We start from the raw sequence: 26,232 nt of genomic DNA on the forward strand, positions 1-26,232 counted from the left end.
GCCGGCGAGGCGCGCCATCAATGCGCCAGACGTTCCAAGAGATCGCGCACATGAACCTGATCGGCCTTGTAGTTTCCGGTCAGGGTATAAATCACGAGATTGATGCCGCCGCGCAGCGCCATCTCGCGTTGTCGCGAGCCGCCCGGCACGAGCGGATAGACGGGCTCACCCTGACCGTCGGCGGCCCATCCACTAGCGAGGTCATTGCCCGTAATGATGATGGGCGACACGCTGTCGCCAGCCCGAACAGGGCGGTTCGCGGTCTCCTTCGCGGCAGGCGGCAAAGCCTCGATCCAGGTTTGCCCGGTTGTGTAGCGCCCGACAAAACCCGGCAGCAGATAAAACGTCTTGGTGACGACGTGATCGCTCGGAACGGGTTCGAGTTCCGGCACGTCGACCCCCGCGAGCAGATGTTGCAGCCAATCGGCCTCCGGTGTCGGCGGCCCGTCGGCCCGATGCGTCAAGGCATCGCGCGTATCGAACACGATGGTGCCGCCCTGTTTCATGTAGGCCGCGATGCGATCGACCGTCGTGGCGTCCGGCTGCGGCATGCTGGCCACCACCGGCCAATAGATCATCGGATAGAAGGCGAGTTCATCCTTGGCTGGATCGACCCCGACCGGTTCCCCCGGCGTGAGCGACGTCCGGTCCGCCAGCGCGGTCGACAAAGTCGTCAGGCCGAGGCTGCTGGCTTGATCGACGGCGGTGTCGCCCGTAATCACATAGGCGATCCGCGTCGTCAGGGCTGAGGCCATATCGCGTTTCGACACCGGCGGTTGCCCCGCCGCATGCGCGGTGCGCCCCGGCAAACCGGGTAGGCCCGGTACCATCAGCGCAACAGCCAACAACGCTGCCGCTGCTGGTCCCGCGCCCCGCCGGACCAAACCACCCCCGAGCCAGACGGACGCCAAGGCGTCGAGCAGGAAGCCGATCAGCGCCAAGGTGATGACGGCTGGCCGGAGATCGATGGCCGGATCGGCGCGCAAGGGTTGGCGGTCGATGGGAAGGCCGGAGAGGTCGGCCGGTGTCAGCATGTCCTTGGGTCCGAGCGTATTGACCGCGATCGAGGCGTCGGAAGGGCCATAGAAGCCGGGCGGATGATCAGCGGTCGCGACACCATCATAAGTGTCGGGGATCGGCCGGGCGGTCGCGGGCGGAACGCCCAACACGCCGAACCCATCGAGGCTGCGGGTCGGAGCGATCACCATGGGTTGCTGCACCCCAGCGGGAGACGCGGCGCCGGTGGCGGACGCGGACCTTTGGGCCGCGCCCGGCATGCCGGAGAGATCGACGACCCGCCTCAGCATGTCGACGAACAGCACCGAGAGCGGCAAGTTCGACCAAGTGGTGTCGGCCGTGACGTGGAACAGCACGATGCGGCCTTTGCCGCGCTTTTCCGCCGTGACCAGAGGCGTTCCATCGACGAGTTGCGCCCACGTCTTGCCAGGCAGACCCGCGCTGGGCTCTGCCAGCACTTGCCGGGTGACGCTGACCTCCTGCGGCACGGTCAGGCCATAAAAGGGGCTTCCGCGCTCGAAGGGGGCGAGCGCCTTCGGCTTGTCCCATGACAGAGCGCCACCGAAGGTGCGGCCACCCCGCCGCAGGGCCACCGGCACGAGATCGTCGCTGCTGCCGGCAAGGCGCGAGCCGGCAAAGCGGATCAGAGTGCCGCCGTCGTCGATAAATTTGGCGAGCCTGTCATGCGCCGGACCTGACAGCGCGCCGACATCGGCCAGAACCATGACGGAGGGATTGTCGTCCAGCATGGAGGCGACCGGATCGAGCATGCCGGGTCGGGGCTCACGCACATCGGCGAACGGGCCGAGGGCTTTCACGATATAATAGGCCGGGGACAACAGCGGCTGTTCGACATCGATCGTCGCGCCGGTCACGACACCCACCCGCCGACGCGTCGATCGCCCATCGAGCAGCGTCGTGGCGGCGGCGGACGCCTCGTTGGCGATGACGACACGAACGATGTCGTTGCGAAGCTCGACCGGGAGATCGAAGCCCGCATGAGCCTCCTGGCCGGACGTGAACGCAAACGTGCTTTCGCCGATCGGCAGGCCTTTGGCGTCAAGGGCCTGAACCGTGCCGCGCTGCAGGCCACCAGTATTGGCGCGGATGACGCGGACGTCGAGCCGGTCGGCTTTGTTGTCGGCCCCGGCCAACGCCAGCGGTATCGTGTCGGCCGCGACACTCGTCACGGAGTTGACGCCGGGCAGCTTGGTCAGGCCTTCGCCAAAGCTGCGCGCGCCGCCGCGTTCCAACCCGTCGGTCATCCAAACGATGTCGAGGGCGGGATTGGCGGTCGCGAAGCTGGTGAGCGCGGCAAGCACCGGGGCGCGGTCGGGCGCGATCGGCACAGGCTTCAGAGCCTGCAACCGTTCGATTGCCCGTGTTGCATCCTGCGCCTCGACAGCCCGCAGGCCATCCGAAGTCGCCACGATCGCCGTCACCCGGCTGGCACTTTGTGCGCTGAGCAGCCGCTGCCGCGCGAGGGTGACGCGGGCGTCCCAATCGGGAGCCGCCGCGAAACTATCGTCCAGCACCACCACCAAGGGCCCCTTGCCGCCGCCGAGCGATGGCGTGGGGTTCCAGACCGGGCCGGCCATCGCCAGGATGATGAGAGCCGCGACCAGCAACCGGAGCAGCAACAGCCAGAGCGGTGTGCGGGCGGGCGTCTCGTCCTTCGGGCGAAGATCGAGAATGAGCCGCAACGGCGGAAAAGCTACGGCTTGGGGCCGCGGCGGTGTGAGGCGCAATAGGAAATACAGCGCTGGCAAAACCGCCAGGGCGGCCAGAACGGCCGGGATCGTAAAGGCGAGCGGCAGGCCCATCATACCTGCCCGCCATTGCGGCGATCGGCCTCGAACGCGCCCGCGATGGTCAGCATCGCCTCGGAGGCGGGACGATCGGTGCGGTGGATCGCGACGGTCCAACCGTGCAGGCGGCACGTCTGACGGATCGCCTCCCGATGAGCCGCGAGGCGCTTCACATAGTCGGCCCGCAATTGCTGAGCCTCGCCGATCCGCATCCTTGTCGGGCCGTCGCTGTCGGTCAGCTCCACATGCCCCGTGAACGGGAACGTCTCTTCGATCGGGTCGCTGATCATGACGAGATGGCCGCCGGCCCCTGCCGAGGCGGCGGCGGCGATCGCGCGCGTCACGTCATCCACGTCGGAGAGCCAGTCGCCGATGAAGAGGGCGCGCGAGCGAGGGGGCAAAGGCAAGGCGGGCGGCAATTCCGCCGGCACATAGCCGCTGCGGCGCATCTCGAACAGCATCGACTCGGCGAGATGATCGACGATCGTGCGGCGTGCCATGGGTCGCACGAGGCCGGGGATGCCGACGCGTTCGCCTCCGCGAACCAGCAGGTCGGCGGCCGCAAGCCCGAGCACAAGGGCGCGGTCCAGCTTCGGTTGCGACGCCAAATCCGACATATAGGCCATGGACGGGGATCGATCGACCCAGATCCAAACCGTATGGGCTGCTTCCCACTCCCGTTCGCGAATATAGGTGCGGTCATCGCGGGCCGAACGCCGCCAATCGATCCCGACGGCCGCCTCGCCGGAGACGAAGGGGCGGAATTGCCAAAACGACTCGCCCGTTCCGGCCCGGCGTCGGCCATGCACGCCCTGCATCATGCTGCCCGCGATCTCGCGTGCCGACACGACGAGATTCGGCAGCCGACCTGCAAGGTCGAGCGCCCCGCGTCCGTGCCGGGGGCCGATCCAGCGCTGGGCGTCGGCGAGAAGCCGGGCCTGGGCCATGGCTAGCCGAGCCGCTCGACGAGGCGCCGGATCAGACCCTGAATCGTCTCGCCATCGGCGCGAGCCGAAAACGTCAGGGCCATGCGGTGTTTCAGCACCGGCAGGGCCAGCGCCGCAATATCGTCGATCGAGGGCGCGAGCCGCCCGTCGACCAGCGCCCGTGCCCGCGACGCCAGCATCAGAGCTTGCGCGGCGCGAGGACCGGGGCCCCAGGCGATATGCTGGGCGACATCGGTCGCCCCGTCGCCGGGACGGGCCGAGCGGACGAGATCGAGGATCGCCTCGACAATTCTGTCGCCGACCGGCAGGCGACGCACGAGGCGCTGGATGGTGGCGAGATCCTGCGCTGTCATGGCCGGCTTGGCAGTCGCCTGCTCGTCGCCAGTGGTCTCGATCAGGATGCGCTTTTCGGCCTCCCGGTCGGGATAGAGCACGTCGATCTGCATGAGAAAACGATCGAGCTGCGCCTCTGGCAGGGGATAGGTCCCCTCCTGCTCGATTGGATTTTGGGTCGCGAGCACATGGAAGGGACGCGGCAGGTCATAGGGTGCACCGGCCACGGTGACATGCCCCTCCTGCATGGCCTGCAGCAAGGCCGATTGCGTGCGCGGGCTGGCGCGGTTGATCTCATCGGCCATCAGCAACTGGGTGAAGACCGGTCCTTTGACGAAGCGGAAGCTGCGCTTGCCGCTGTCGCCCTCCTCGAGAACCTCTGAACCGATGATATCGGCGGGCATCAGGTCGGGCGTGAACTGGACGCGGCGGGTGCCGAGACCCAGAACGGTTCCGAGCGTCTCCACAAGCTTCGTCTTCGCGAGGCCGGGAACGCCGACCAAAAGCCCATGGCCGCCTGCCAGCAGGGTTACGAGCGTGTCCTCGACCACCTCCCGCTGCCCGAAGATCACGGTGCCGATCGCGGCCCGGGCCAACGCGATCTGTTCGAGCGCCGCATCGGCGGCTCGGGTCGCTGCGGCCTCGATCGAACTGGCGCTGCCGTCTTGCACGAGACTCATAACTTGACCTTGCTGTTGAGCGGACGATCGCGGCGCGACATCAAGGCGTCCGGCTGGCCGGAAGACGGAACCGCGACGGAGAGCTCCGGCGTTTGGTATGTGCGGTCGGCGATCGATGGTTCACCGAACCGATGCAAGGGACGAGCCGCGCTTAAATCGATCACGATCGATAGCCTAGACCCTGCCGGTTGTTTGTCGATGCGCGCCCACGTCGCATGGTCCATGATCATCCTGCAACGCATGAAATGAGATGATGGCGAAAGAAAGTACTCCCTCTCTGGTGCAGGCTGGAAGCCTGGAGGCGCTGAGTGCCGCTGTGCTGGCGCCCGCGCGCCAGGGCAGCCTGCCACCCGTGCATCTTTGGAACCCGCCTTTCTGCGGCGACATCGATATGCGAATCGCTCGCGACGGGACATGGTTCTATGCCGGAACGCCGATCGGCCGACCGGCGTTGGTCAAGCTGTTCGCGTCGATCCTTCGCCTTGATGATGACGGCATGATGCTCGTGACGCCGGTCGAGAAGGTGCGGGTCGTGGTCGAGGACGCGCCCTTCCTCGCGGTCGAGATGGCGGTTCAGGAGGGGGAGCATCCGGTCCTCAGCTTTCGCACCAACGTCGACGACTGGGTCACGGTCGATGCCGGCCATCCGCTTCGCTTCCAGCAAGGAGCATCGGGTGGCCTGAAGCCCTATGTGCATATTCGCGACGGCCTTGAAGCCCTGGTCAAGCGCGCGGTCTTTATCGAGCTCGCGGACCGAGGGGAGACGCGCAACGTCGATGGGCTCGCGATGTTCGGGGTCGAGTCGTCGCAAGTGTTCTTTCCCATGGCCGAGGCCTCGAGCCTCGAAGGGCTGTCGTGACGGCGATGTTGAACGTTGGCCACGACAGCACGATCGCGTTCGAGCGGCGCGCCCGGGAGCGTCTGAGCTTCGATCTGCCGCCTCGCTGGGCCGATCCGTCTGCGACGCGGCTTCTCGGGGGCGACCACCGGCTCGACGATCTGCCGCCCCGCCTCGATGCCGTGCCGCGCGCCGCTGCTGTCCTGATCCCGATCCTGGCGCGTGCGGCAGAGCCGACCATCCTCCTGACGCTTCGTGCCGCCAGCCTGCGGGTTCATTCGGGTCAGATCGCCTTTCCGGGCGGCAGTATCGATGCGTCGGATGCCGACCCGATGACTGCGGCGCTGCGCGAGGCACAAGAGGAAGTTGGCCTCGATCCGGCCTGCGTCACGCCGCTCGGTTATCTCGACCCCTATCTGACCGGCACCGGCTTTTTGATCGTTCCGACCGTCGCGATGGTGCATGAGCCGTTCGATCTCGAGCTGAATGCCGCCGAGGTGGTCGAAACCTTCGAGGTGCCGCTCGCTTTTCTCATGGAGGAGGCCAACCATCAGCGCAGCAGCCGTGAATGGAACGGGCGAACCAGAAGCTTTTATGCGATGCCGTATGGCGAACGCTACATTTGGGGCATCACGGCCGGCATGATCCGAAGTTTATACGAGAAGCTCTACCGCTGATGGGCCGCGCCCTCCTCGACGCCGTGGCTCTGTTCATCGCGCCATTCGTGGCCTACGGCCTCGTTCTGCTGCTCCGTCAGCGCTATCCATGGCTGGCTGACAGCTGGTCCCGGGGCTCGTTGGCGACCCTCACGGTGGCGGGTTTGGCGCTCGTGCTCATCGGCCTGCTGCTGCTGGGCACATTGGCGGATCGACACAAGGGCGCCTATGTCCCGGCAAGGCTCGAGAACGGGCGATTGATTCCGGGCCATCTGGAGTGACGGAGCGGGAGGGGTTCTCGCGGCCGCTGCGGCTCGATGCCTCGGGGCGGTTGGCCGACGTCGCCTTTTTGGCGGAACCGGCGCTTGCTCGCGCGCTCGCCTTGCTGAACCAGGATGGCGAAGAGGCGCGCGTCGTCGGCGGCGCTGTCCGCAACGCGCTCCTCGGACTGCCGGCCGGCGATATCGACATTGCGACGACGGCACTCCCCGACATCGTCGTGGCGCGCGCCAAGGCGGCCGGCTTACGCCCGCTGCCGACCGGTATCGCGCATGGCACTATCACGGTGATGGTCGGCCGCGCCGGTTTCGAGGTGACGACCCTGCGGGAAGACGTCGAAACCGACGGACGGCACGCCATCGTCCGCTTCGGGCGCGACTTCACGGCGGACGCGCAGCGGCGGGATTTCACTGTCAATGCCCTGTCGCTATCGGCCGACGGGACGGTGCACGATACGACAGACGGCCTCGCGGATCTCGCGGCCGGGCGCGTGCGCTTCATCGGCGAGGCGGACCGCCGGATCCGCGAGGATTATCTGCGCGTGCTGCGGTTCTTCCGCTTTTCGGCCACCTATGCCGAAGGCCCGCTCGATCCCGAGGGGCTGCGCGCCGCGACGCTGCATCGCGACGCTCTGACCCGATTGTCGCGGGAGCGCATTCGCGTCGAGGTTCTGAAGCTTCTGGTCGCCCCCCGCGCCGCAGAGGTGACGACCAGCATGGATAAGGCCGGGATCGCGCGTGTGATTTTTGGGGGGGCGTGCGATCCGCTGCGCCTCGTCCGGCTGATCGCAATCGAGACGGCGCGGCAGGATAGCCCGGACGCGATTCTCCGGCTTGCCGCTCTGGCGGTACGAACCGAAGCTGATGTGGCGCGGCTGCGTGAACAGCTGCGTTTGTCGAACGATGAAGCCAATCGGCTCGCGGCTGCGGCTCATGTTCGCGGTGGTCTCGATCCTGAAGCCGTGCCGACACATGCCGGCTTGCTGGCGTTATTGTTCGATCATGGACGCCGCGCAGCGCTAGACGGCGTCTCGCTGGCCGAAGTCGATGCCAAGGGCAACGGATCGCGTTGGACCGAGGCTTATGGCGTCGTGACCACGGCGGCCGAGCCCAAGCTGCCGCTAGGAGGAGCCGATGTCATGGCGCGCGGCGTCCACAGCGGACGCGATGTCGGTATCGTCCTCAAGCAGTTCCGGCAGGAGTGGGTCGCGGCGGGCTTCCCATCCGACCCCATCGTCGTCGCAGGCTTGCTCGATGCGATCGTCGCGTCCCATCTCGCCGACGACTGACGCTGAGGCGGCTCTGGCGGGCCGTCGACGCATGCGGCTCGACGATGGCTGATCAGACGACCGCCGTCTGATCGCGTGTCGGGTGCGTCGCTCCGCTTGCTCGTGCCCCTGCGTCCAATTGACTCGACCTCGGCGGCGTTTGCGCTAAAATGATGGCGACTTCACTGAAGCTTGTCGCGTGAGCGGCCGTCAGCAGGGGTGGGCCATGGGATTCCAGCGGAAAAGCCCGGCGGACGTCGCAAGACGGTTGGGCGAGCGGCGCGATCGATCTCAATCCGGCGCCGGTGTCCGAGCCTCCGATTCGTGGCGACGCGAGACGTTCACACTGCCTCGCGACGAAGCGCGTGCCATGGCGCAGGAATGTTTCGTCCGCTTTCCGAAAGCCGCCTACATGACCGAAATCGAGTCGTGGCGCGAACTATCGGACGGTCGCATCGAGTTTACGATCAGGCGGCTTCCGACAGCCGACTGATTGTCGCAACTCGGCCTTTAGGATTGCCGGAAACGGGTTTTCTCGAAAGCTGGGATCTTGGCCGCGAAGGCGTCGAGCCAAGCGACGAGCGCGGGATGCGAGTCGCGCCATGTTCCCCCGAGCCGCAGGTCGAAATAACCCAGCGCACAAGCGGCCGCGATATGCCCGATGTCGATCGTGCCGACGGGCGCCGAAGCCTCTAAGGCCGCCAAGCCTCGGGCGATCTTACCCTCCTGATGCGCGACCCAGCGCGCGCTTCGCTCCGACTCGTCCCGGAACCGGGTTTCATACACGATCAGCAGAGCCGCATCGGTCATGCCGTCGCAGAGGGCCTGCCTCGTGAGCGCGAGGAAGCGGGCCGGGGCGTCTTTCGGGATCAGCATTCCGCCCGAGAGATGATCGAGGTAGTCGACGATGACACGGCTGTCGTAGAGGGTCGTTCCATCGTCGAGGATGAGCGCCGGGATCTTACCGAGCGGATTTTCGCGCCGGATCGAATCGGCATCGTCCATCGTGTCGGCATCGACGACGGAGAGGCTCGACATCGCGCCAGTCAGGCTCGCCGCGATCTTCACTTTGCGGCCGAATGGCGAGGCTGGAGCCGAGCGCAGGATCATGGTCATTCAAGTCACCGAGCGGAGTGAAACAGGACAGAAGGCGCGAGGAACATGGTCGCGGGATTGGGATCAAAGCTCCGCGCCGCGCGCCTTGTCAAAGAATGGTGAGACCGACCGCTTTCGGACCCTTGCCCTTCTTGTCTGGTTCGATCTCATAGGCAACCCGCTGGCCCTCGCTCAGCGATTGCAGGCCCGCCTCCTCCACAGCCGTGACGTGAACGAAGATATCGCGGCCGCCATCCTCCGGCGTAATGAAACCATATCCTTTTTCGCCGTTGAAGAATTTGACGGTGCCCTGGCTTGGCATGGCATTTCCTCGCAAACACGTCACCGGACTGTAAGGGGAGGCCGTTGTTTGCCGCGCCTATTCCCCGGCCAGCCAACGCCACTGCCATGACCCCGGTTCCGATTGGGTCAGCGTCTTGGCAAGATAGGGCAGCAGCAGCCGAGCCTCGTCCTCGAGGCCGAAAGGCGGGTTGACGAGGATCATGCCGCATCCGGCGAGTTTGCCGACATCGAGAGCCGTCCAGTCGATCACGAGTTCGACCTGCGCGATCTTGGGGATCCCGGACGCGATCAATTGGTTGGCGAACCGCGACACGGCGGTGCGGTCCTTCAGCGGGTACCAGAGGGCATAGATGCCGGTGGGCCATTTGCGATGCGCCGCCACGAGCCCGTCGAGCATCGCCTCAAACTCACCGCGGTCCTCGAACGGCGGATCGATCAGCACCAAGCCTCGCCGTTCCTGAGGGGGGACATAGGCGTTGAGCGCCACATAGCCGTCGATTTCGACCACCTTGGCACGGTTCGCGCGCCCGAGACCCTTGCGGAGCGAGGCAGCGTCGGTCGGATGCAATTCGCAAAAGACGAGACGGTCCTGGGGACGTGCGATCCCCAGCGCGATGGATGGAGAGCCGGGGTACAGGGTCGGGCACCCGGTGCCGTCGCGTGGACCCACAAGGTCAAGATAAGGTTCGATCAGGGGCAACACGTCCGCCGGGACGTTGCCCGGCGTGATGCGTCCGATGCCGCGGGGCCACTCGCCGCTCCGGCGGGCCTCGTCGCCTTGCAGGTTATAAAGCCCGACACCCGCGTGAGTATCGATGTAGCGGAAGGGCGTCGCCTTGCGTCCGAGGTGCAGCAAGATCCTGGTCAGCAGGATGTGTTTGAAGACATCGGCAAAATTGCCCGCATGAAAAGCGTGCCGATAGTTCATCGCGGGTGGACCATGACGCTCAGCGGACCGGCAATATGGTGATCTGCTGCGTCCGGCAGGCGGCTCGACTGACCTCGGGGCAAGTCACGAAGCCGCGGAGATCCTTGCCGAAGCAAATCCGCACCTCCTGCAACTCGTCCTGTCGGCACGTCACCGCCATCATGTCGGTGCGAAGTCCGGGGTTGCTGGCCGTGAAGGCGCGGGCGATCTCGAGCGGCGCGGCCGTCTGCGGCTCGCTGGGAGACTGCAACGTCGTCGGGATCGTCACCGCATCTCTGGCCCGGCGGACGAGCGCGAAATAATCGGTGGGACTGAGGCCCGTGCAGGTGCCGTGTTTCCGCCATTCGTAGCGGGCGAGGCCTACGTCGGGATAGACGCCGTTGACGCTGTCGAGAGCGGCGCGCGTCGGGCTTGTGTTGCCCGAATCACAATCGGACGGGAAGCCACGCGTATATTGCGGCCACAGCCCATGGACCACAAAGCCAAGGTTAGAGCCTGTGGCACATTGCCGGGGCGCCTTATTGTCGCCGCCCGTGTCGCAAAACCCAGGCGACCACGACAAAGCCAACACGTAAAAATCGAAAACACCGGGCTGCCTCGACCGGCCGCTGCCGCCAAAGCTCGATCCGGTCTGAACCGGTCGGCTTGTTGAAGCGGGAGCCGCCGCAGACTGATCGGAGGACCCGTTCAGGCATTTATCGAGCACGCATGGGGCGTCCGACGCTGGACGCAACGGATTTCGGAAGCCCTGAGCACCGCCGGTGGTCGCCGAGACCGCGACCAAAAGGCAGGCAACGGCGAAGGCCGGAGAGGTCGCACGCATCCGCAAGGGTGCTAAACTTACGGCCGTTCCATCTTGCAATTCGGTGCATAGGCATATTCGCGGTCGAGCCCGGTCAGGCAGAATTCGACGCCGAAATCCATACCGATCAACCCGAGATCCTCGGCAACCGAGAAATATACCTCATGAACGGTCTTGTCGTTCAGGATCGCGCGGCCCTCACAGAAGTTGCGGGGAATGTGATCGAGGCCCCAGGGGCGTAGTGCCGACACCTTCACCTGATCGTAGCTGACGATCTGGAGCGACGAGTTCCAATATTCCGACTCGCTGTCGTGAAAACGATCCGACAGACGCGACAGCACATCGGGATTGTCGCAGGCCGGGATCTTGCCGTCATAGGACCAGAACCGCTTTTCGGCCGGGACGACCGGCCGCGCGAAAGCGGTGCCCATCGAAGCCGCGACCATGAGGGCGAGCATAAAGCCTTGGAACGCGCGTTGCATGCCGTGGAATCCCATTCTTCAATTCAGCGCGGACGATGCGACGGCGCGCACGCCAGGGTCAAGCCTTGCCTTGGCCCGAATGCCATGCGAGGGGGCGATTGGCGAGCGTTGTGCTGTTCCGATAACAGCCCAGAGCCCTCAAGCCCGGTGAAGCCCTGCATCGGAGGCCGACGGCATGCGCGAGCTTGCGCTGCTGCGGGACAGGTCTGAAGGTGGAACGCGTGAACGATTACGTGCGGAAGATCCTCGATGCGCGGGTCTACGATGTCGCTGTGCAGACCTCGCTTGACCCCATGGCGCGGCTGAGCAAGCGGCTGGACGCCTCGGTGCTGCTGAAGCGAGAGGATCTTCAGCCCGTTTTCTCCTTCAAGATCCGGGGCGCCTATAACAAGATCGCTCGATTATCCGCTGAGGCCCGCGCCGCCGGTGTGATTTGCGCCTCCGCCGGAAACCATGCCCAGGGCGTCGCATTGTCGGCCCAACGGCTGGGCGTCAAGGCCATCATCGTGATGCCGGTCACGACCCCGCAGATCAAAGTCGATGCCGTGCGCTATTGGAGCGGGACGGTCGTGCTGTTCGGAGACACGTTCGACGAAGCCTTCGAACATGCGCGCGGGCTCGAGGCGGAGCAGGGTTTGACCTTCGTGCATCCCTACGACGATCCGGACGTGATCGCGGGGCAAGGCACCGTCGGCATGGAAATCTTGCACCAGCATGCCGATCCGGTCGAGGCGATCTTCGTGCCGATCGGAGGGGGCGGTCTCGCCTCTGGGGTCGCCGCCTATGTCAAGTTCCTGCGGCCGGACATCAAGGTGATCGGCGTCGAGCCGGTCGATGCGGCCTCGATGAAGGCCGCCATCGCGGCAGGGTCGCGCGTCATCCTCGATCGGGTCGGCCTCTTCGCCGACGGCGTCGCGGTGCGGCAGGCGGGAGCCGAGACGTTCCGGGTGTGTCAGGCGCTGCTCGACGACGTGCTGGTGGCCGATACCGATGAGATGTGCGCCGCCGTCAAAGACATCTTCGAAGATACACGCGTCATCGCGGAGCCGGCCGGTGCGCTCGCCCTGGCTGGACTGAAAAGCTACGTGGCCGCCAATCCCGTCCGAACAGGCGCGCTGATCGCAATCAACACCGGCGCCAACATGAACTTCGACCGGCTGCGCCATGTTGCCGAACGTGCCGAGATCGGCGAGGCGCGCGAGGTGCTGCTCGGCGTGACGATCCCGGAACAGCAGGGTAGCTATCGCCGGTTCGTGCAGGCGCTCGGCAACCGCACCATCACCGAATTCAACTATCGCTATGCCGCGGGGGCCGAGGCCCATGTGTTCGTCGGCCTCAAGCTGTCCGACAGCGTTGGCGAGAAGGCGCTCGTACTCACGCAACTTGCGGCGCTTGGCTATCCCGTGCTCGACATCAGCGCCAACGAGACCGCCAAACTGCATGTTCGTTACATGGTGGGGGGTCGGGCCCCGGCGCTGCGGGACGAGGTGATCCTCAGGTTCGAATTTCCGGAACGACCGGGCGCTTTGCTGAAGTTCCTGGACGGGGTCGGATCCGAGTGGAACATCACCTTGTTCCACTACCGCAACCACGGCGCGGATTATGGCCGCGTGCTCGTCGGATTGCAGGTTCCGGCCGCCGAAAGCGATCGGTTCGGCGAGCGGCTGCGCGAACTCGGCTATGCCTTCGAGGATGAGACCGACAATCCCGCCTATCGGATGTTCCTCGACCGATGACGGAAGCGTTTAAACCGTCGACGCCCGCGAAAGGCGGATCTCGCCCGAAAGCGGTGATGCCCATCAAGAGCGTCAAGCGCATGGGTTCGGTTTCGACGCTCGTGCCGGTTCCGCATTTTGAGCGGGAGCGGATGCTGATTGCCCGCGGCCTGCTTCACATCGCCGGGATCGACGAGGCTGGACGCGGGCCGCTGGCCGGCCCTGTCGCGGCTGCGGCCGTGATCCTCGATCCAAATGATCTCCCCGAGGCCGTTGACGATTCCAAGGCCCTGACCGAGGCGCAGCGTGAGCATTTGTTCCTGCTCATCATGTCGAAAGCGCTGGCGATCGGCATCGGCTTTTCGTCGCCGCGCGAGATCGACCGGATCAACATCCGTCAGGCGACCTTCGCGGCGATGCGGCGTGCCGCGAGCGCCTTGCCGCTGAGCCCGCATCATCTTTTGATCGACGGGAACGACTTTCCGCATGGTGTCACGATCGCGGGTGAGACGATCATCAAAGGTGATGCCACCTGCTTGTCGATTGCGGCAGCCTCGATCGTCGCCAAAGTGGCGCGAGACCGATTGATGGTGCGGCTCGACGCGCATCATCCGGTTTATGGTTTCGCCCGCCACAAAGGCTATGCGACCGAGCAGCATCGGGCCGCCTTGTTGCGCCATGGCCCGTCCGCCGCGCATCGGATGAGCTTCGCGCCATGCCGGGGCGAGACGTCGGACGATTGCCAATCTTAAGAGCTTGGTAAAGAAGGCGTATCCAAGCGGGACAGCTTTTTTACCGAGCCATAAACCTGCGTTTTACCAAACCGACTCATAGTCACACCTGTTCAGTTGAGTATCCGGTGTGTCAGTCATGAGTAATGCACGTGCCGGAGCGGCCGTTTCGAAGCTCCAGTCAAAGGTCTCGCGTCCTGGAGCTTCGGCGGCGGCACTGAAAGCCATCACGCCGCAGCCTATCGATCAAATTCTCGTCGGCGATTGCATGCGCAGCCTGGCGGGTTTGGCTCCCGAAAGCATCGACCTCGTCTTTGCCGATCCGCCTTACAATCTGCAGCTTGAAAATACCCTGTCGCGGCCCGACCAGAGCGTCGTCGATGCGGTCGATGACGAGTGGGACAAGTTCGCCAGCTTCGCCGATTATGACGCGTTTACGCGGGAGTGGCTGACCGGCGTCCGCCGGGTGATGCGGCCCAATGCGACGATCTTCGTGATTGGATCCTACCACAACATTTTTCGGGTCGGCGCCCTCATGCAGGACCTCGGCTTCTGGATTTTGAACGATATCGTCTGGCGCAAGAATAACCCGATGCCGAACTTTCGCGGTCGGCGCTTTACCAACGCCCATGAGACGATGATCTGGGCCAGCAAGACCCCGCAATCCAAGGCCTACACTTTTAACTACGAAGCCCTGAAGGCCGGCAACGAGGATTGCCAGGTCCGGTCCGATTGGCTGCTGCCGATCTGCACGGGCGGGGAACGGCTGAAGGATGCGGAGGGCCACAAGGTTCATCCGACCCAGAAGCCCGAGGCGCTGCTGGCGCGCGTCATCATGGCGGCGTCCGAGCCCGGCGACGTGGTGCTCGACCCGTTTTTCGGCACCGGCACGACCGGCGCGGTCGCCAAGCGGCTTGGCCGGTCATTCATCGGGCTTGAGCGCGATCCGGTCTATGCCGCAGCCGCCACGGCGAGGATCGCGTCCGTCGAGCCGCTCTCGCCGGAGGCGCTGCAAGTCGTGCCGTCCAAACGCGCCGAGCCGCGTGTGGCATTTGCGTCCGTCGTCGAGGCGGGCCTGATTGCGCCCGGGTCGAAGCTCGTCGATGCCCAGCGCCGCCACAGCGTGGTGGTTCGCCCCGACGGCACGGTCGGCCTCGGGATGATCGTCGGTTCGATCCATAAAATCGGGGCGCTGGCCCAAGGTCTGCCGGCCTGCAACGGTTGGACCTATTGGCACTACGAGAAAGACGGACGGCTGCGACCCATCGATGACGTGAGAAGCGGGATCCGCGCCTCGATGCGTGAGGCTGCGGACTAAGGAATCGCTGGATCACGACAACTTTTTATCGCCACAATCACCAAAGTTTAACAAATCTATAATATGCACCTGCTTGTGGGAACGGACGTTCGTTCCCAGCGTTGCGGAATGAGATTAATCATTTCGAGCGTAGCGGGGAGTACGGGCCGTGTTGCGTTTCATAGGCCTTTTAGCACTGTTGTGCGTGGTGTGCATTACCCTCGGAATGGGCAAGGTTGTCCAGTTGACGAGCGGCGTCGAGAATTTCTTCCTCGCGCTGGCCGCGTTGTCGGCCACTGTTTTGATCAGCTCCTACGATGCTTACGAGACGCAGTCGGCCACCACCGAGAGCGACGATCAGCGATAAGCCCTAGCGGCCGGACTGTGCCAACGCGATCGCGTGGCGCATCAGCGTCGGGAGTGCTTCATCCATCAAGGTGGTGATCGCAACCCATCGCCGGCTCTCGTTGGCCACCACGGTATCGGGCAATGCACCATCCGGAGAGACACGCGTCACGACGTCCAGCATCAGAGTGAAATGCGTGAACACGTGTTTGACCCGCATTCCCTCGCGTTCGACCCCGCGATCAGCATCCGAGATTGAAGCGGGTTCTTCGCCCCACGCCGTCCCGGGTAACTCCGTCATCCCGCCGAGCAGACCAACCGGCGGACGCGTCTGGACCAGAACGTCGCCTCGACCGTTGGTGACATAATAAGCTGTCCCATAGCGGATCGGATTGGCCCGCTTGGCGACCTTCACCGGGAACAGGGTCTGGGTCCCGTTCGCCCGCGCGACGCAATCGCGCGTGAGGGGACATAAGACGCAGGCCGGACTTTTCGGCGTACAGATCGTCGCGCCGAGATCCATCACGGCTTGAGCGAAGTCTCCCGGCCGATCCTCTGGCGTCGCAGCCCCCATCGCGAGCGCGACAGCCGTCTTACCCTTCGGCATCGGCTCGGCAATCGCATAGAGCCGCGACATGACCCGCTCAACGTTGCCGTCGACGACCGTCGCTTTGCGGCCGAAGGCGATCGATGCGATGGCGGCCGCCGTATAGGCGCCAATGCCCGGCAAGGAGCGAAGCTCTCCCTCCTCGCGCGGGAAGAAGCCGCCAAAGTCGCGAACGACGGTTTGGGCGCAGGCATGGAGATTGCGCGCACGTGAGTAGTAGCCAAGGCCGGCCCAAGCCCGCATCACCTCGTCCTGCGAAGCCGCCGCGAGCTGATCCACGTCGGGCCACAGGGAAAGGAATTTGGCGAAATAGGGTTTGACGGCCGCGACAGTCGTTTGCTGCAGCATGATCTCCGACAGCCACACCGCATAAGCGGGCGTTCGGGCGCCGGGCAGGGCCCGCCAGGGCAGCGCGCGACGGTGCCGATCGTACCACACGAGCAGATCGGCCGTGACGTCGGCAGGCGCGGGGCCTGCCCGTCGCGTGTTCGAGGCGCTGGGAACGGCGGGGTCGAGCGGCAAGGAGTTGGCTTGTTTTCGGGTGCCCAAATCGCGCTCGTCTCAGTATGGTGGGACGCATGAATAACCGCAACCCGCCTGGTCGGAAAGCGTGGTCGAGCCCCTTGGCCGATCTCGTCGCGCCCTGCTTGACGCCGGCTTTGGCGAAATTCGGCTTCAGCGAGGCCGATCTGCTGATGTTTTGGCCCGAGATCGTCGGGGAGCGTCTCGCCTCCCGTTGCGAGCCGATCCGCATGCAATGGCCGTCGCGCGGCACGGCCCGCGGCACGCCGGAGCCGGCCACGCTGATGGTTCGCGTCGAGGGCGCGTTCGCGCTCGAATTGCAGCACCAGCAGGCGTTGGTGATCGAGCGGGTCAATACGCATTTCGGTTGGCGCTGCGTCGGGCGTCTGGCGTTGCGGCAAGGGCCGGTCACGCCGCCGAAAAAACCTCGAACGCTGATCGCGCCGCCGGATGGCTCGCGCGTCAGGCTGGCCCACGACGCGACTGCGGGCATCGAAGAGGATGCGCTACGCCGAGCGCTCATCAAGCTTGGTAGCCGGGTTCTCACGACGCGTTAGGGGGAATGCAGCACCGCCGTCGCGGTTTCGCGTGTTTCTGCCCCGGCGGGTCTGGCGAAGCCACCCGTCCGTGCTTTATACTCGCCGCAATTGTTCCCTCATCTGCCCTGGCGTGGCGGGCCGATGGTTGCCCTGTCCATCCGATCGAGCGAGTGACTTGATGGTATTCTCCAAACTTAACCGCCGCACGGTCTTGCGCGGCGCGGCTCTTGCGGGCGTTGCATCGGCCGGCTCCGTCATGCTGCTCGATCCCGGTTCCGCCCGCGCCGCCACCGAGGGCGCGAGCTATCCGATCGACCAGTTGATGGCCGAAGGGCAGCTGCCGGATATCTGGCTCGGCGCGCGTGACGCACCCGTCACCATCATCGAATATGCCTCGATGACGTGCACGCATTGCGCGGCCTTCGCGGCCGAAACCTATCCGACGCTGAAATCCAAATATATCGATACCGGCAAGGTGCGGTTCACGTTGCGGGAATTCCCGCTCGATCCGCTCGCGACCGCGGGCTTCATGCTGGCGCGCTGCGCCGGTCCAGACAAGCGGATGGCCATGGTCGACCTGTTGTTCGCGCAGCAGAAGAACTGGGCCTTCGTGGATAAGCCCGTCGAGGCACTGGCCAACACGGTCAAGCAGGCTGGGATATCGCAGACCGATTTCGAGACCTGCCTGAAGGATCAGAAGCTTTACGATCAGGTCAACGCGGTTCGGGATAATGCGGCGCAAAAATTTGCCGTCGATGCGACGCCGACCTTCTACATCAACGGCAAAAAGCAGGCGGGTGAGATGACGGTCGCCGATCTCGACAAAATCCTCGAGCCGTTGCTGCCGAAGGGCTGAGGCGAAACGTCGGTTCGGCCCTTTCATCGGGCCACAAGTGAGGGCGCATCATGGCCAAAGCCATTCACGGCATGATCAGGGTGCTGAACGAACAGCGTTCCCTCGATTTCTATAAGCAGGCGTTCGGCCTCGATGTAGCCGACCGCTTCGACTTCGGCGATTTCGTGCTTCTCTATCTCCGAAACGACGAAACGGCCTTCGAGCTCGAACTGACCGTCAATGCCGCTCGGACCGAGCCTTACGCTCTCGGTGATGGCTTCGGCCACTTTGCCGTTTCGGTCGCCGATATTGCGGCAGAGCACGCGCGCCTGACGGAGGCGGGGCTCAACCCCGAGCCCGTCAAGGAGCTTCTGCACGAGGGCAAGATGCTGGCCCGCTTCTTCTTCGTGGTAGATCCGGACGGCTATCGGATCGAGGTTCTGCAAAGGACCGGGCGTTTTGTATGACGACCGAGGACGGCATCGCGGTGCAAGCGTCCGTCGATCGTGTCGGATCCACCACGATTCCGACGGTGGAGCAGCCTATATCGATTGAATCGTCGCCGCCGCATACCGCAAAAACGATATCTCAAGATTGGTCGAAAGCGCGTGCCGCTTTCGTCTTCTGGGTCCCGGTCCTGGTCTTTTGCGGCGGCGCGGGCGCCCTTTACGGTGCGATAGCGCCCGGCGGACGCCCGTTTGTCGGCGTGCTCTATGGCCTCGTCGGCGGTGGTTCGGTCACGGCGTTCGAGCGCGGGCTGCTGTTCCCACGCTTGAGCCGCGCGTTGACGCGTCTGCCGTTGGCCGGATATTTGCTGCTCGGCATCGCCATCTGCGTCGGTCTGATTCTGGTCACAAGCGCGTCGATGGGATCGATCCTTCTCGCCTTCGGTATTCTGGATGGAACGCCGGTTCAGGCTATGGTCCTCCAACCGTTGACGCTGCTCTACTCCGTCATCATGTCGGCGACGGTCGTGACGTTGATCCGGATGCGCGACCTCATCGGCTCAGATGTGTTCAGGAACATGCTTGTCGGCCGGTATTATCGCCCGGTCGAGGAGGAGCGCATCTTCCTGTTCCTCGATCTCATCGGTTCGACCGCCTATGCCCAGCAGCATGGCGACCTTCGCGCGCAGGAGTTTCTCGGAGCCATTTTCGCGGCCCTCGCCGAACCAGTCCGCCGCCACCGTGGTTCGATTGACGATTACGTCGGCGACATGGCGATGGTGACCTGGACGATGGAGCGTGGCGTCATTGACGCACGTTGCATCGCTTGCGTCTTTACCTTCCTCGATTGCATCGCGCGGGACGAAGCCATGTGGCGAGAGCGGTTTGGTCAAGTGCCGCTGTTTCGCGCTGCCCTACATGGCGGATCGGTCGTGACGGCGGATGTCGGGGTCGATCGACACAAAATCTCGTATTTCGGCGATGTGGTGAATACGACGGGCCGCATCGAAGCCCTGTCGCGCTCTGTCGGCGCGCCCCTGTTGATTTCGTCCGATCTCCTCAGCCGCATTGCGGTTTTGCCTGAAGGTGTCTCGTCGCGGCATATGGGTGATCATGCCCTCAAGGGGCGCGGCCAACCTCTCACGATCCATGCGCTGGAGCGCGGTGGCTATAACGGGATTATCGCTGCATGACGATGATGGACCGTCTGGCCGCGCGGATCGAGCAGGGTCGGGGTGCGGCGCCAGCCGACCTCGTGCTGAAAGGGGGGCAGGTTTTCGATCTCGTCACGGGCCGGATCAGCCGATCCGATGTCGCGATCTGCGGCGACACGATCGTCGGCACTTTGGACACCTACAGCGGCGTCAAAGAGATCGACGTGACCGGCAAGGTGATCGTGCCCGGCTTCATCGACACGCATTGCCATGTCGAATCCTCGCTCATCAGCCCGGCGGAATTCGACCGGTGCCTGCTGCCACGCGGGATCACGACGGCGATCTGCGATCCGCACGAGATCGCCAACGTGCTCGGGCTCGCTGGAATCGCGTATTTCCTTGATGCCGCAGGCGCGACCGCGATGGATTTGCGGGTCAATCTGTCATCCTGCGTGCCAGCAACCGATCTCGAAACATCGGGGGCTCGGATCGCGGCCGAGGACCTAATCGGCTTGGCGGACCATCCCAAGGTCATCGGCCTTGCGGAATTCATGAATTTTCCGGGCGTGCTCGGTCGTGACCCTGGCTGCCTTGCCAAGCTCGCGGCTTTCGCCGGCCGCCACATCGACGGGCATGCGCCCTTGCTGCGCGGGCGCGCTCTCAACGGCTATCTGGCGGCCGGTATTCGCACCGACCACGAGGCGACGACCGCCGAAGAGGCGATGGAAAAGCTCGCGAAAGGCATGACGGTACTGATCCGCGAGGGGTCCGTGTCGAAGGACCTGCATGCGCTACACAGCCTCGTGACCGAGGCGCTGTCGCCCTACATCGCCTTCTGCACGGATGATCGAAACCCGCTCGATATCGCCGAAGAGGGCCATATCGACCACATGATCCGCGAGTCGATCCGGCTCGGCGCGACGCCGCTCGCCGCCTATCGCACCGCCAGCCATTCCGGTGCACGCGCCTTCGGCTTGCGGGATCGCGGACTCGTTGCACCGGGCTACCGTGCCGATCTCGTGGTGTTGGACGATCTCAACACGTGCGCCGTGTCACGCGTCATCTCGGCGGGGCGGCTCGTCGGCGACGATCTCTTCGCCACGCGTCGGATGGTGCAACCGATCGGCCGCCACAGCGTCAAGGCCCAGCGCGTCGAAGAGCGCGATTTTGCGGCGCGCGGCGCTGGCCCGTCGACCCGCGTCATCGGCGTCGTTCCGGGCAAGATCATCACGCTCGATCTGCCGATGACGCTGCCCTATCGGGACGGCGAACGGCGGATCGATCTCGACCAGGATGCCGTCAAGGTCGCGGTCGTGGCGCGGCACGGGCACAATCGCAACATCAGCGTCGCTTTCGTGCATGGATTTGGGATGACGCGTGGCGCCATCGCATCCTCGGTCGGTCACGATAGCCACAACATCTGCGTGGTCGGCGCGCGCGAAGCCGACATGGCGGTCGCGGTCAATCGTCTGATCGAGATCGAGGGTGGCTTCGCTGTCGCCTGCGATGGCGAGGTCCGGGCCGAACTGGCGTTGCCGATGGCCGGGCTCATGAGCCTCGGGACGTTCGAGGATGTTCACGCGGACTTGCTCCCGTTGCGGGCTGCCGCCAAGGCGCTCGGCGTCGCGCTGGACGAGCCGTTTCTACAGGTCGCGTTTCTGCCGCTACCCGTCATCCCGCATCTCAAGATCACGGATCGCGGATTGGTCGACGTCGATCGCTTCGAACTCGTGCGGGATTAAGCACGATCTGACGATCCGCTGAGGCGCTTGCGCCGTCAGGGTTGGATGATCGCCGCGCAAAGCAGCGTGGCCCGATCCGGGAAGGACCGGGCCAAACGACTTATTCGGCGGTTGCGAGCTCGGCAGCCTTGGCAGCAGCAGCAGCCGCGACCTTCTCGGCTTCGGCCAGACGCTCCTGCGCCTTCTTCTTCGGCTTGGCCTTCTCCGGGTTGTTGCGGACCGGCGCCTCGAGAACGCCGATCATGGCCAGCAGCTTCATGACGCGCTCGGTCGGCTGTGCGCCCTTGGCCATCCAATCCTTGGCCTTGTCGCCGTTCAGGGTCAGGCGGGTCGCATCGTCCTTCGCCTTTAACGGATCGAACGTGCCGATGTTCTCGATGAAGCGACCATCGCGCGGGGCGCGAGCATCGGCGATGACGATACGATAGACGGGACGCTTCTTGGCACCCCAGCGGGACAGGCGAATCTTCAACGACATGATAGTTCCTTTGTGGTTGGTGGTCTGAGACAGAGAGGCCGAATGGCCGGGGATCGGTGGGGTCGAAACAAGCGTTCGCCTATTTCTTCTTGCCCCCGAATGGGTTGAGGCCGCCGAGACCCGGCAGGCGGGGTGCGCCGAGGCCGGGGAGGCCGCTCGGCAGGCCGGATGGTTTGGACCCGAGACCGGGCGGTGCAGCGGGGATGTTGGGCATCCCCCCCATCGAGCCGCCCATCTGCTTTTGCAGAGCTTCGAGCTGCTCGGGGCTTGGCGGGGCCATGCCGGCCATCGGGTTGCCGCTGCCCATGCCAAACATCGACGCCATCTTGCCCATCGCGCCGCGCTTACCGCCCGCCGCACCGAGCGACTTCATCATGTCGGCCATCTGCCGGTGCTGCTTCAGCAGCCGGTTGATCTCCTCCACCTTGGCGCCGGCGCCGCTCGCGATGCGCTTCTTGCGCGAGGCCTTCAGAAGATCGGGATTGCGGCGCTCGCCCGGCGTCATCGACGAAATGATGGCGCGCTGCCGCTTGATCATGCCCTCGCCGATATTGGCCTGGGCGATCTGGTCCTTCATCTTGGCCATGCCGGGCAGCATTCCCATGATGCCGCCCATGCCGCCGAGCTTTTCGACCTGGGCGAGCTGATCGCTCAAATCCTGCAGGTCGAACTTGCCCTTCCGCATCTTCTCGGCGACGCGCATCGCCTTTTCGGCGTCGATCGACTCGGCCGCCTTTTCGACCAGCGAGACGATATCGCCCATGCCGAGGATGCGGTTGGCGATGCGGGAAGGATGAAAATCCTCCAGCGCATCCATCTTTTCGCCGGTGCCGAGGAGCTTGATCGGTTTGCCGGTCACGGCCCGCATCGACAGCGCCGCACCGCCGCGCCCATCGCCATCGACGCGGGTCAGCACGATGCCGGTGATCTCGACCCGCTCGTTGAAGGAGCGTGCGAGATTGACCGCGTCCTGGCCGGTCAGGCTGTCGGCCACCAGCAAGATTTCATGCGGCGTCGCGATCGCTTTGATCTCGGCCATTTCGGCCATGAGCTCTTCGTCGATATGGGTGCGGCCGGCAGTGTCGAGAATGACGACGTCATAGCCTTGCAACCGCGCAACCTGTTCGGCGCGGCGGGCGATCTGCACGGGCGTCTGGCCTGGAACGATCGGCAACGTGTCGACCCCGACCTGACGGCCCAGCACCGCGAGCTGCTCTTGCGCGGCTGGGCGCTTCACGTCGAGCGACGCCATCAGCACCTTGCGCTTCTGGCGGTCGGTCAACCGCTTGGCGATTTTCGCAGCCGTCGTCGTCTTGCCGGCACCCTGCAGGCCGACCATCATGATGCCGACCGGGGAGGCCGCATCGAGGTTGATCGGATCGGCTTCGGCGCCGAGCGTCTCGATCAGCACGTCGTTGACGATCTTGATGACCATCTGGCCGGGCGTGACCGACTTGATCACGTTGGCGCCGACGGCCTGGGCCCGCACCTTGTCGATGAAGGAGCGGACGACATCGAGCGCCACGTCGGCTTCGAGCAGCGCGCGCCGCACTTCGCGCATCGCTGCATTGACGTCGTTCTCGCTCAGCGCACCGCGGCGGGTGAGCTGGTCGAAAATGCCGGATAGCTTTTCCGAGAGGCCGTCGAACATGCCTGATCCTGGGTTTCCGACTTCAGCCAAGCCAGAGGCTCAACGAAAAACGCGCCCGGGGGCGCTCAGCGCTGCCGGACGGTCGTCTCACCATGACTGGATGAAGACGGAGGTGGTTGCCCCGAAGAGCAGCGATTTTGATAGGCGAGGGCGGCTCCCCGGTCAACCCCTGCCAAGAGTGGGCGGAACTGCGGGACACGCACGCCTTTTCGGCTCATGCCGCGCGCAAACGCAACCGAACCACGCTACAGTCGTGGCCGCGGCGGCGCTCGATCGCCTATCGTTCTACGGGCGGGCTTCATCCATGCATTACGTGTTCATCGCCGGCGTTGCGGCGCTTGGTGGCCTGTTGTTCGGCTACGACACCGGCGTCATCTCCGGTGCGCTCCTTTACATTCGCGACCTGTTCGCACTCAGCCCTGCCATGCAAGGCCTCGTCGCCGCCATTGCGCTGGCTGGGGCTGCAGCCGGTGCCGGTTTTGCCGGCAGCCTGTCGGATCGCTTCGGTCGCCGCACCGTGATCCTCTTCACGGCTCTGATCTTCATCGCGGGCTCGTTGATTTCCGCCGCCGCCACGACCCTGACGGTTTTGTTGGTCGGCCGTGTCGTGGTCGGTGTCGCGATCGGCGTGTCGTCAATGCTGACGCCCCTGTATCTCTCGGAAATGGCACCTGCGAAGAACCGGGGCGTGATCGTTTCACTCAATCAATTGTTTCTAACGGTCGGTATCTTCGTGTCCTACCTCGTCGGCTATGGCCTGTCCGGTGTTCACGAAGGCTGGCGGTGGATGCTTGGGCTTGGGGCCGTCCCCGGTGCCATCCTGTTCATCGGCATGCTGCTGCTGCCGGAGAGTCCGCGCTGGCTCGCCGGCCATGGCCGTATGAAGGATGCCGAAGGCGCGCTGCGCCGCGTGCGCGGCAACGGCGTCGACCTCACCGGCGAACTCACCAGCTTGCGGAAGGATCTTCGCCGGGATGATGGAAAATCCCACGCCTGGGGCGAATTGCTCAAGCCGGCTTTGCGCAATTCGATGATCGTGGGCATCGGCCTTGCGATCTTCCAGCAGATCACGGGCGTCAACACCGTCATCTACTTCGCGCCGACCATTTTTCAGACCGCCGGTCTCTCGTCGGCATCGGCCGCCATTCTGGCGACCGCCGGCGTCGGGCTCGTCAATGTGCTGTTCACCCTGGTGTCGATGCGGCTCGTCGATGGGCTCGGCCGTCGGCCGCTCTTGATCTGGAGCCTCTGCGGCATGGCGGCCAGCCTTTGTCTGCTGGCCTTTGCGTTCGCGTTCGGTGCCAACGCGTCGGTGGGCTGGCTCACCATTGCGGCTCTTTGCCTTTATGTCGGCTTCTTCGCGGTTGGGCTTGGGCCTGTGTTCTGGCTGCTGATCTCCGAAATCTTCCCGCTGCGTCTGCGAGGGCGGGCCATGGGGATCGCCACCGTGGCGCAATGGGTTTTGAACTTGATCGTCACGGCGACCTTCCTCAATCTGGTGCAGGCGCTGGGCTCCTCCGGCGTGTTCCTGATCTATGCGGCCCTGACCGTCTTGGCGGTGCTGTTCACGCTTCGCTTCGTGCCCGAAACCAAGGGCCGCAGCCTTGAACAGATCGAAGCCGATATGAGCGGCGATGCCTCGGTTCCCCACGGGGCGGTTGTGGGCCGGTGAGGCTCTCCGCCTGATCGAGGGAGTTGACGAGACCCGTTCGCTTATGTGCTGTGCGGGTCATCTTGCCGGTTTGGCCGGCCTGCTTCGAGGATCACCATGGCTCTGACCGTCGCCGTCCAGATGGACCCGATCGACCGCATCAACATCGCGGGCGATTCCACCTTTGCCCTGTTGCTCGAAGCGCAGCAGCGTGGTCATACGCTGCGCTATTACACGCCAGACGCCCTGTCGCAGCGGGGCAGCGATGTCGTCGCCGTCATGCATCCCTTGTCGGTTCGCGACCAGAAGGGCGATCACTTCACGCTCGGCGATGGTGTCGTGACGCCGCTCGACTCGGTCGACGTGGTCTTGCTGCGGCAGGACCCACCCTTCGATCTCGCCTATATCACGTCGACGCATCTGCTCGAGCGGGTGCATCCGAAGACGCTGGTGGTCAACGATCCGGCAGGCGTCCGCAACGCGCCCGAAAAGCTGTTCGTGCTCGATTATCCCGCGTTGATGCCGCCAACGCTCATCACCCGCAACCGAGATGCTATCGAAGCCTTCCGGGCCGAACATGGCGATGTCGTGATGAAGCCGCTTTACGGCAACGGCGGCGCTGCCGTGTTCAAGGTCTCGCGCCGGGACCCGAATTTCGGTTCGCTATTCGATCTCTTCTCGGTGACGTTCCGCGAACCCTGGGTGGTGCAGCGGTTCCTGCCCGAGATCGTGCATGGCGACAAGCGCATCATCCTCGTCGACGGTGTCGCGGCCGGCGCGGTCAATCGCGTGCCGGCGCAGGATGACATCCGCTCCAACATGGTGCGGGGCGGGGCCGCGACCGCGACCGACCTGTCGCCGCGCGAGCAGGAGATTTGCGCCACCGTCGGGCCGGAACTGAAGCGGCGCGGCCTGTTGTTCACTGGCATCGACGTGATCGACGGCCACCTCACCGAGATCAACGTAACGTCGCCGACGGGGCTGCGCGCCATCAAGCGCCTGGGCGGCCCGGATATCGCCGCGATGATCTGGGACGCGATCGAGCAGAAGCGCGCGAGCTTTTCGCCGGCGGTCTAACGCGAGC

At 64.6% G+C, this 26,232-nt stretch carries 27 protein-coding genes; 16 read left to right on the plus strand and 11 right to left on the minus strand.

Annotated features, from left to right (window positions below):
• Positions 1-17: 17 nt before the first annotated feature.
• The 3 genes from EY713_RS12605 to EY713_RS12615 are packed head-to-tail and all read right to left on the minus strand — an operon-like array spanning position 18 to position 4,785.
• A complete protein-coding gene (locus tag EY713_RS12605; RefSeq protein WP_131115340.1) occupies positions 18-2,843 on the minus strand; it encodes a DUF4159 domain-containing protein in 2,826 nt (941 codons plus the stop codon).
• Complete coding sequence (locus EY713_RS12610; protein WP_131115342.1) at positions 2,840-3,772, minus strand: DUF58 domain-containing protein; 933 nt, start codon at positions 3,770-3,772, stop codon at positions 2,840-2,842. Before EY713_RS12610 ends, EY713_RS12605 begins: the two co-directional genes overlap by 4 nt.
• Before the next feature lie 2 nt (positions 3,773-3,774).
• Positions 3,775-4,785, minus strand: a complete 1,011-nt coding sequence (locus EY713_RS12615) for an AAA family ATPase (RefSeq protein WP_131115344.1) — start codon at positions 4,783-4,785, stop codon at positions 3,775-3,777.
• A gap of 253 nt (positions 4,786-5,038) precedes the next feature.
• Between EY713_RS12615 and EY713_RS12620 the strand changes: the two genes are divergently transcribed.
• The 5 genes from EY713_RS12620 (at position 5,039) to EY713_RS12640 (ending at position 8,318) form a co-directional block, all read left to right on the plus strand.
• Positions 5,039-5,644, plus strand: a complete 606-nt coding sequence (locus EY713_RS12620; protein WP_177525412.1) for a DUF1285 domain-containing protein — start codon at positions 5,039-5,041, stop codon at positions 5,642-5,644.
• Between the two features lie 5 nt (positions 5,645-5,649).
• On the plus strand, positions 5,650-6,300 hold the full coding sequence (locus EY713_RS12625; RefSeq protein WP_131119656.1) for a CoA pyrophosphatase: 651 nt from the start codon (positions 5,650-5,652) through the stop codon (positions 6,298-6,300).
• Positions 6,300-6,560 carry a DUF6111 family protein gene (locus tag EY713_RS12630; RefSeq protein WP_131115348.1) on the plus strand — a complete coding sequence of 87 codons (261 nt, stop codon included), beginning with the start codon at positions 6,300-6,302 and terminating at the stop codon, positions 6,558-6,560. Before EY713_RS12625 ends, EY713_RS12630 begins: the two co-directional genes overlap by 1 nt.
• Positions 6,557-7,846, plus strand: a complete 1,290-nt coding sequence (locus EY713_RS12635) for a CCA tRNA nucleotidyltransferase (protein ID WP_245572705.1) — start codon at positions 6,557-6,559, stop codon at positions 7,844-7,846. The genes EY713_RS12630 and EY713_RS12635 overlap by 4 nt, the downstream gene beginning before the upstream one ends.
• 205 nt (positions 7,847-8,051) lie before the next feature.
• Positions 8,052-8,318 carry a hypothetical protein gene (locus EY713_RS12640; RefSeq protein ID WP_131119659.1) on the plus strand — a complete coding sequence of 89 codons (267 nt, stop codon included), beginning with the start codon at positions 8,052-8,054 and terminating at the stop codon, positions 8,316-8,318.
• 17 nt (positions 8,319-8,335) lie between these two features.
• Here EY713_RS12640 and EY713_RS12645 read toward each other — a convergent pair whose 3' ends face one another.
• The 5 genes from EY713_RS12645 to EY713_RS12665 all read right to left on the minus strand — a co-directional run bounded on the left by EY713_RS12645 (position 8,336) and on the right by EY713_RS12665 (position 11,435).
• Entirely contained in the window at positions 8,336-8,935 is a 600-nt protein-coding gene (locus EY713_RS12645; RefSeq protein WP_131119661.1) for a glutathione S-transferase family protein, read from the minus strand.
• Positions 8,936-9,029: 94 nt separating this feature from the next.
• Positions 9,030-9,242, minus strand: a complete 213-nt coding sequence (locus EY713_RS12650; RefSeq protein ID WP_131115350.1) for a cold-shock protein — start codon at positions 9,240-9,242, stop codon at positions 9,030-9,032.
• 57 nt (positions 9,243-9,299) lie between these two features.
• Positions 9,300-10,151, minus strand: coding sequence for a 23S rRNA (adenine(2030)-N(6))-methyltransferase RlmJ (locus EY713_RS12655; RefSeq protein WP_131115352.1), 852 nt, complete (start codon positions 10,149-10,151; stop codon positions 9,300-9,302).
• Positions 10,152-10,170: 19 nt separating this feature from the next.
• Positions 10,171-10,722, minus strand: a complete 552-nt coding sequence (locus tag EY713_RS12660) for a ribonuclease T2 family protein (RefSeq protein WP_245572706.1) — start codon at positions 10,720-10,722, stop codon at positions 10,171-10,173.
• A 269-nt stretch (positions 10,723-10,991) separates the two neighbouring features.
• Positions 10,992-11,435 (minus strand): hypothetical protein, encoded by a 444-nt coding sequence (locus EY713_RS12665; RefSeq protein WP_131115356.1) that lies wholly within the window; start codon positions 11,433-11,435, stop codon positions 10,992-10,994.
• 221 nt (positions 11,436-11,656) lie between these two features.
• Here EY713_RS12665 and ilvA point away from each other — a divergent pair, with 221 nt between their 5' ends.
• From ilvA to EY713_RS12685, 4 genes are all read left to right on the plus strand, one after another.
• Positions 11,657-13,171 carry a threonine ammonia-lyase, biosynthetic gene (gene ilvA / locus EY713_RS12670; protein WP_131115358.1) on the plus strand — a complete coding sequence of 505 codons (1,515 nt, stop codon included), beginning with the start codon at positions 11,657-11,659 and terminating at the stop codon, positions 13,169-13,171.
• A 56-nt stretch (positions 13,172-13,227) separates the two neighbouring features.
• On the plus strand, positions 13,228-13,902 hold the full coding sequence (locus EY713_RS12675) for a ribonuclease HII (protein ID WP_245572707.1): 675 nt from the start codon (positions 13,228-13,230) through the stop codon (positions 13,900-13,902).
• 118 nt (positions 13,903-14,020) lie between these two features.
• Positions 14,021-15,199: a site-specific DNA-methyltransferase gene (locus tag EY713_RS12680; RefSeq protein WP_131115360.1), complete on the plus strand. Its 1,179-nt coding sequence runs from the start codon at positions 14,021-14,023 to the stop codon at positions 15,197-15,199.
• A gap of 148 nt (positions 15,200-15,347) precedes the next feature.
• On the plus strand, positions 15,348-15,545 hold the full coding sequence (locus EY713_RS12685; protein WP_131115362.1) for a hypothetical protein: 198 nt from the start codon (positions 15,348-15,350) through the stop codon (positions 15,543-15,545).
• A 3-nt stretch (positions 15,546-15,548) separates the two neighbouring features.
• Here the strand turns inward: EY713_RS12685 and mutY are convergent, their stop codons facing one another.
• Positions 15,549-16,679 carry an A/G-specific adenine glycosylase gene (mutY, locus tag EY713_RS12690; protein WP_245572708.1) on the minus strand — a complete coding sequence of 377 codons (1,131 nt, stop codon included), beginning with the start codon at positions 16,677-16,679 and terminating at the stop codon, positions 15,549-15,551.
• Between the two features lie 29 nt (positions 16,680-16,708).
• Here mutY and EY713_RS12695 point away from each other — a divergent pair, with 29 nt between their 5' ends.
• The 5 genes from EY713_RS12695 to ade all read left to right on the plus strand — a co-directional run bounded on the left by EY713_RS12695 (position 16,709) and on the right by ade (position 21,368).
• A complete protein-coding gene (locus EY713_RS12695) occupies positions 16,709-17,209 on the plus strand; it encodes a DUF721 domain-containing protein (RefSeq protein WP_131115364.1) in 501 nt (166 codons plus the stop codon).
• Between the two features lie 160 nt (positions 17,210-17,369).
• Positions 17,370-18,047 carry a DsbA family protein gene (locus EY713_RS12700; RefSeq protein WP_131115366.1) on the plus strand — a complete coding sequence of 226 codons (678 nt, stop codon included), beginning with the start codon at positions 17,370-17,372 and terminating at the stop codon, positions 18,045-18,047.
• Positions 18,048-18,097: 50 nt separating this feature from the next.
• Positions 18,098-18,493, plus strand: a complete 396-nt coding sequence (locus EY713_RS12705) for a VOC family protein (RefSeq protein ID WP_131115368.1) — start codon at positions 18,098-18,100, stop codon at positions 18,491-18,493.
• Complete coding sequence (locus tag EY713_RS12710; RefSeq protein ID WP_131115370.1) at positions 18,490-19,665, plus strand: adenylate/guanylate cyclase domain-containing protein; 1,176 nt, start codon at positions 18,490-18,492, stop codon at positions 19,663-19,665. The genes EY713_RS12705 and EY713_RS12710 overlap by 4 nt, the downstream gene beginning before the upstream one ends.
• A 2-nt stretch (positions 19,666-19,667) precedes the next feature.
• The gene (gene ade / locus EY713_RS12715; RefSeq protein ID WP_210215356.1) at positions 19,668-21,368 is read left to right on the plus strand and encodes an adenine deaminase; all 1,701 of its coding nucleotides are present in this window, start codon (positions 19,668-19,670) and stop codon (positions 21,366-21,368) included.
• Positions 21,369-21,468: 100 nt separating this feature from the next.
• On the opposite strand, the gene rpsP is transcribed toward ade, so the two are convergent.
• Entirely contained in the window at positions 21,469-21,846 is a 378-nt protein-coding gene (gene rpsP / locus EY713_RS12720) for a 30S ribosomal protein S16 (RefSeq protein ID WP_131115374.1), read from the minus strand.
• A gap of 79 nt (positions 21,847-21,925) precedes the next feature.
• Positions 21,926-23,497 carry a signal recognition particle protein gene (ffh, locus tag EY713_RS12725; protein ID WP_131115376.1) on the minus strand — a complete coding sequence of 524 codons (1,572 nt, stop codon included), beginning with the start codon at positions 23,495-23,497 and terminating at the stop codon, positions 21,926-21,928.
• A gap of 253 nt (positions 23,498-23,750) precedes the next feature.
• Between ffh and EY713_RS12730 the strand changes: the two genes are divergently transcribed.
• A complete protein-coding gene (locus EY713_RS12730) occupies positions 23,751-25,169 on the plus strand; it encodes a sugar porter family MFS transporter (protein WP_245572709.1) in 1,419 nt (472 codons plus the stop codon).
• A 96-nt stretch (positions 25,170-25,265) separates the two neighbouring features.
• On the plus strand, positions 25,266-26,225 hold the full coding sequence (gene gshB / locus EY713_RS12735; protein ID WP_131115378.1) for a glutathione synthase: 960 nt from the start codon (positions 25,266-25,268) through the stop codon (positions 26,223-26,225).
• Positions 26,226-26,232 lie beyond the last annotated feature (7 nt).

The sequence above is a fragment of the Lichenihabitans psoromatis genome, assembly GCF_004323635.1.
GTDB classification, from domain to species: Bacteria; Pseudomonadota; Alphaproteobacteria; order Rhizobiales; family Beijerinckiaceae; genus Lichenihabitans; species Lichenihabitans psoromatis.

What these genes read in the sequence shown, in the direction of transcription:
- EY713_RS12615 (WP_131115344.1), bottom strand. Translation starts at nt 4,785, where the DNA reads ATGAGTCTCGTGCAAGACGGCAGCGCCAGTTCGATCGAGGCCGCAGCG.
- EY713_RS12675 (WP_245572707.1), top strand. Translation starts at nt 13,228, where the DNA reads ATGCCCATCAAGAGCGTCAAGCGCATGGGTTCGGTTTCGACGCTCGTG.
- EY713_RS12655 (WP_131115352.1), bottom strand. Translation starts at nt 10,151, where the DNA reads ATGAACTATCGGCACGCTTTTCATGCGGGCAATTTTGCCGATGTCTTC.
- ade (WP_210215356.1), top strand. Translation starts at nt 19,668, where the DNA reads ATGATGGACCGTCTGGCCGCGCGGATCGAGCAGGGTCGGGGTGCGGCG.
- EY713_RS12710 (WP_131115370.1), top strand. Translation starts at nt 18,490, where the DNA reads ATGACGACCGAGGACGGCATCGCGGTGCAAGCGTCCGTCGATCGTGTC.
- EY713_RS12630 (WP_131115348.1), top strand. Translation starts at nt 6,300, where the DNA reads ATGGGCCGCGCCCTCCTCGACGCCGTGGCTCTGTTCATCGCGCCATTC.
- EY713_RS12700 (WP_131115366.1), top strand. Translation starts at nt 17,370, where the DNA reads ATGGTATTCTCCAAACTTAACCGCCGCACGGTCTTGCGCGGCGCGGCT.
- EY713_RS12625 (WP_131119656.1), top strand. Translation starts at nt 5,650, where the DNA reads ATGTTGAACGTTGGCCACGACAGCACGATCGCGTTCGAGCGGCGCGCC.
- EY713_RS12605 (WP_131115340.1), bottom strand. Translation starts at nt 2,843, where the DNA reads ATGATGGGCCTGCCGCTCGCCTTTACGATCCCGGCCGTTCTGGCCGCC.
- EY713_RS12705 (WP_131115368.1), top strand. Translation starts at nt 18,098, where the DNA reads ATGGCCAAAGCCATTCACGGCATGATCAGGGTGCTGAACGAACAGCGT.
- EY713_RS12665 (WP_131115356.1), bottom strand. Translation starts at nt 11,435, where the DNA reads ATGCAACGCGCGTTCCAAGGCTTTATGCTCGCCCTCATGGTCGCGGCT.
- EY713_RS12650 (WP_131115350.1), bottom strand. Translation starts at nt 9,242, where the DNA reads ATGCCAAGCCAGGGCACCGTCAAATTCTTCAACGGCGAAAAAGGATAT.
- EY713_RS12695 (WP_131115364.1), top strand. Translation starts at nt 16,709, where the DNA reads ATGAATAACCGCAACCCGCCTGGTCGGAAAGCGTGGTCGAGCCCCTTG.
- rpsP (WP_131115374.1), bottom strand. Translation starts at nt 21,846, where the DNA reads ATGTCGTTGAAGATTCGCCTGTCCCGCTGGGGTGCCAAGAAGCGTCCC.
- EY713_RS12640 (WP_131119659.1), top strand. Translation starts at nt 8,052, where the DNA reads ATGGGATTCCAGCGGAAAAGCCCGGCGGACGTCGCAAGACGGTTGGGC.
- EY713_RS12645 (WP_131119661.1), bottom strand. Translation starts at nt 8,935, where the DNA reads ATGATCCTGCGCTCGGCTCCAGCCTCGCCATTCGGCCGCAAAGTGAAG.
- gshB (WP_131115378.1), top strand. Translation starts at nt 25,266, where the DNA reads ATGGCTCTGACCGTCGCCGTCCAGATGGACCCGATCGACCGCATCAAC.
- EY713_RS12610 (WP_131115342.1), bottom strand. Translation starts at nt 3,772, where the DNA reads ATGGCCCAGGCCCGGCTTCTCGCCGACGCCCAGCGCTGGATCGGCCCC.
- ffh (WP_131115376.1), bottom strand. Translation starts at nt 23,497, where the DNA reads ATGTTCGACGGCCTCTCGGAAAAGCTATCCGGCATTTTCGACCAGCTC.
- EY713_RS12620 (WP_177525412.1), top strand. Translation starts at nt 5,039, where the DNA reads ATGGCGAAAGAAAGTACTCCCTCTCTGGTGCAGGCTGGAAGCCTGGAG.
- EY713_RS12680 (WP_131115360.1), top strand. Translation starts at nt 14,021, where the DNA reads ATGAGTAATGCACGTGCCGGAGCGGCCGTTTCGAAGCTCCAGTCAAAG.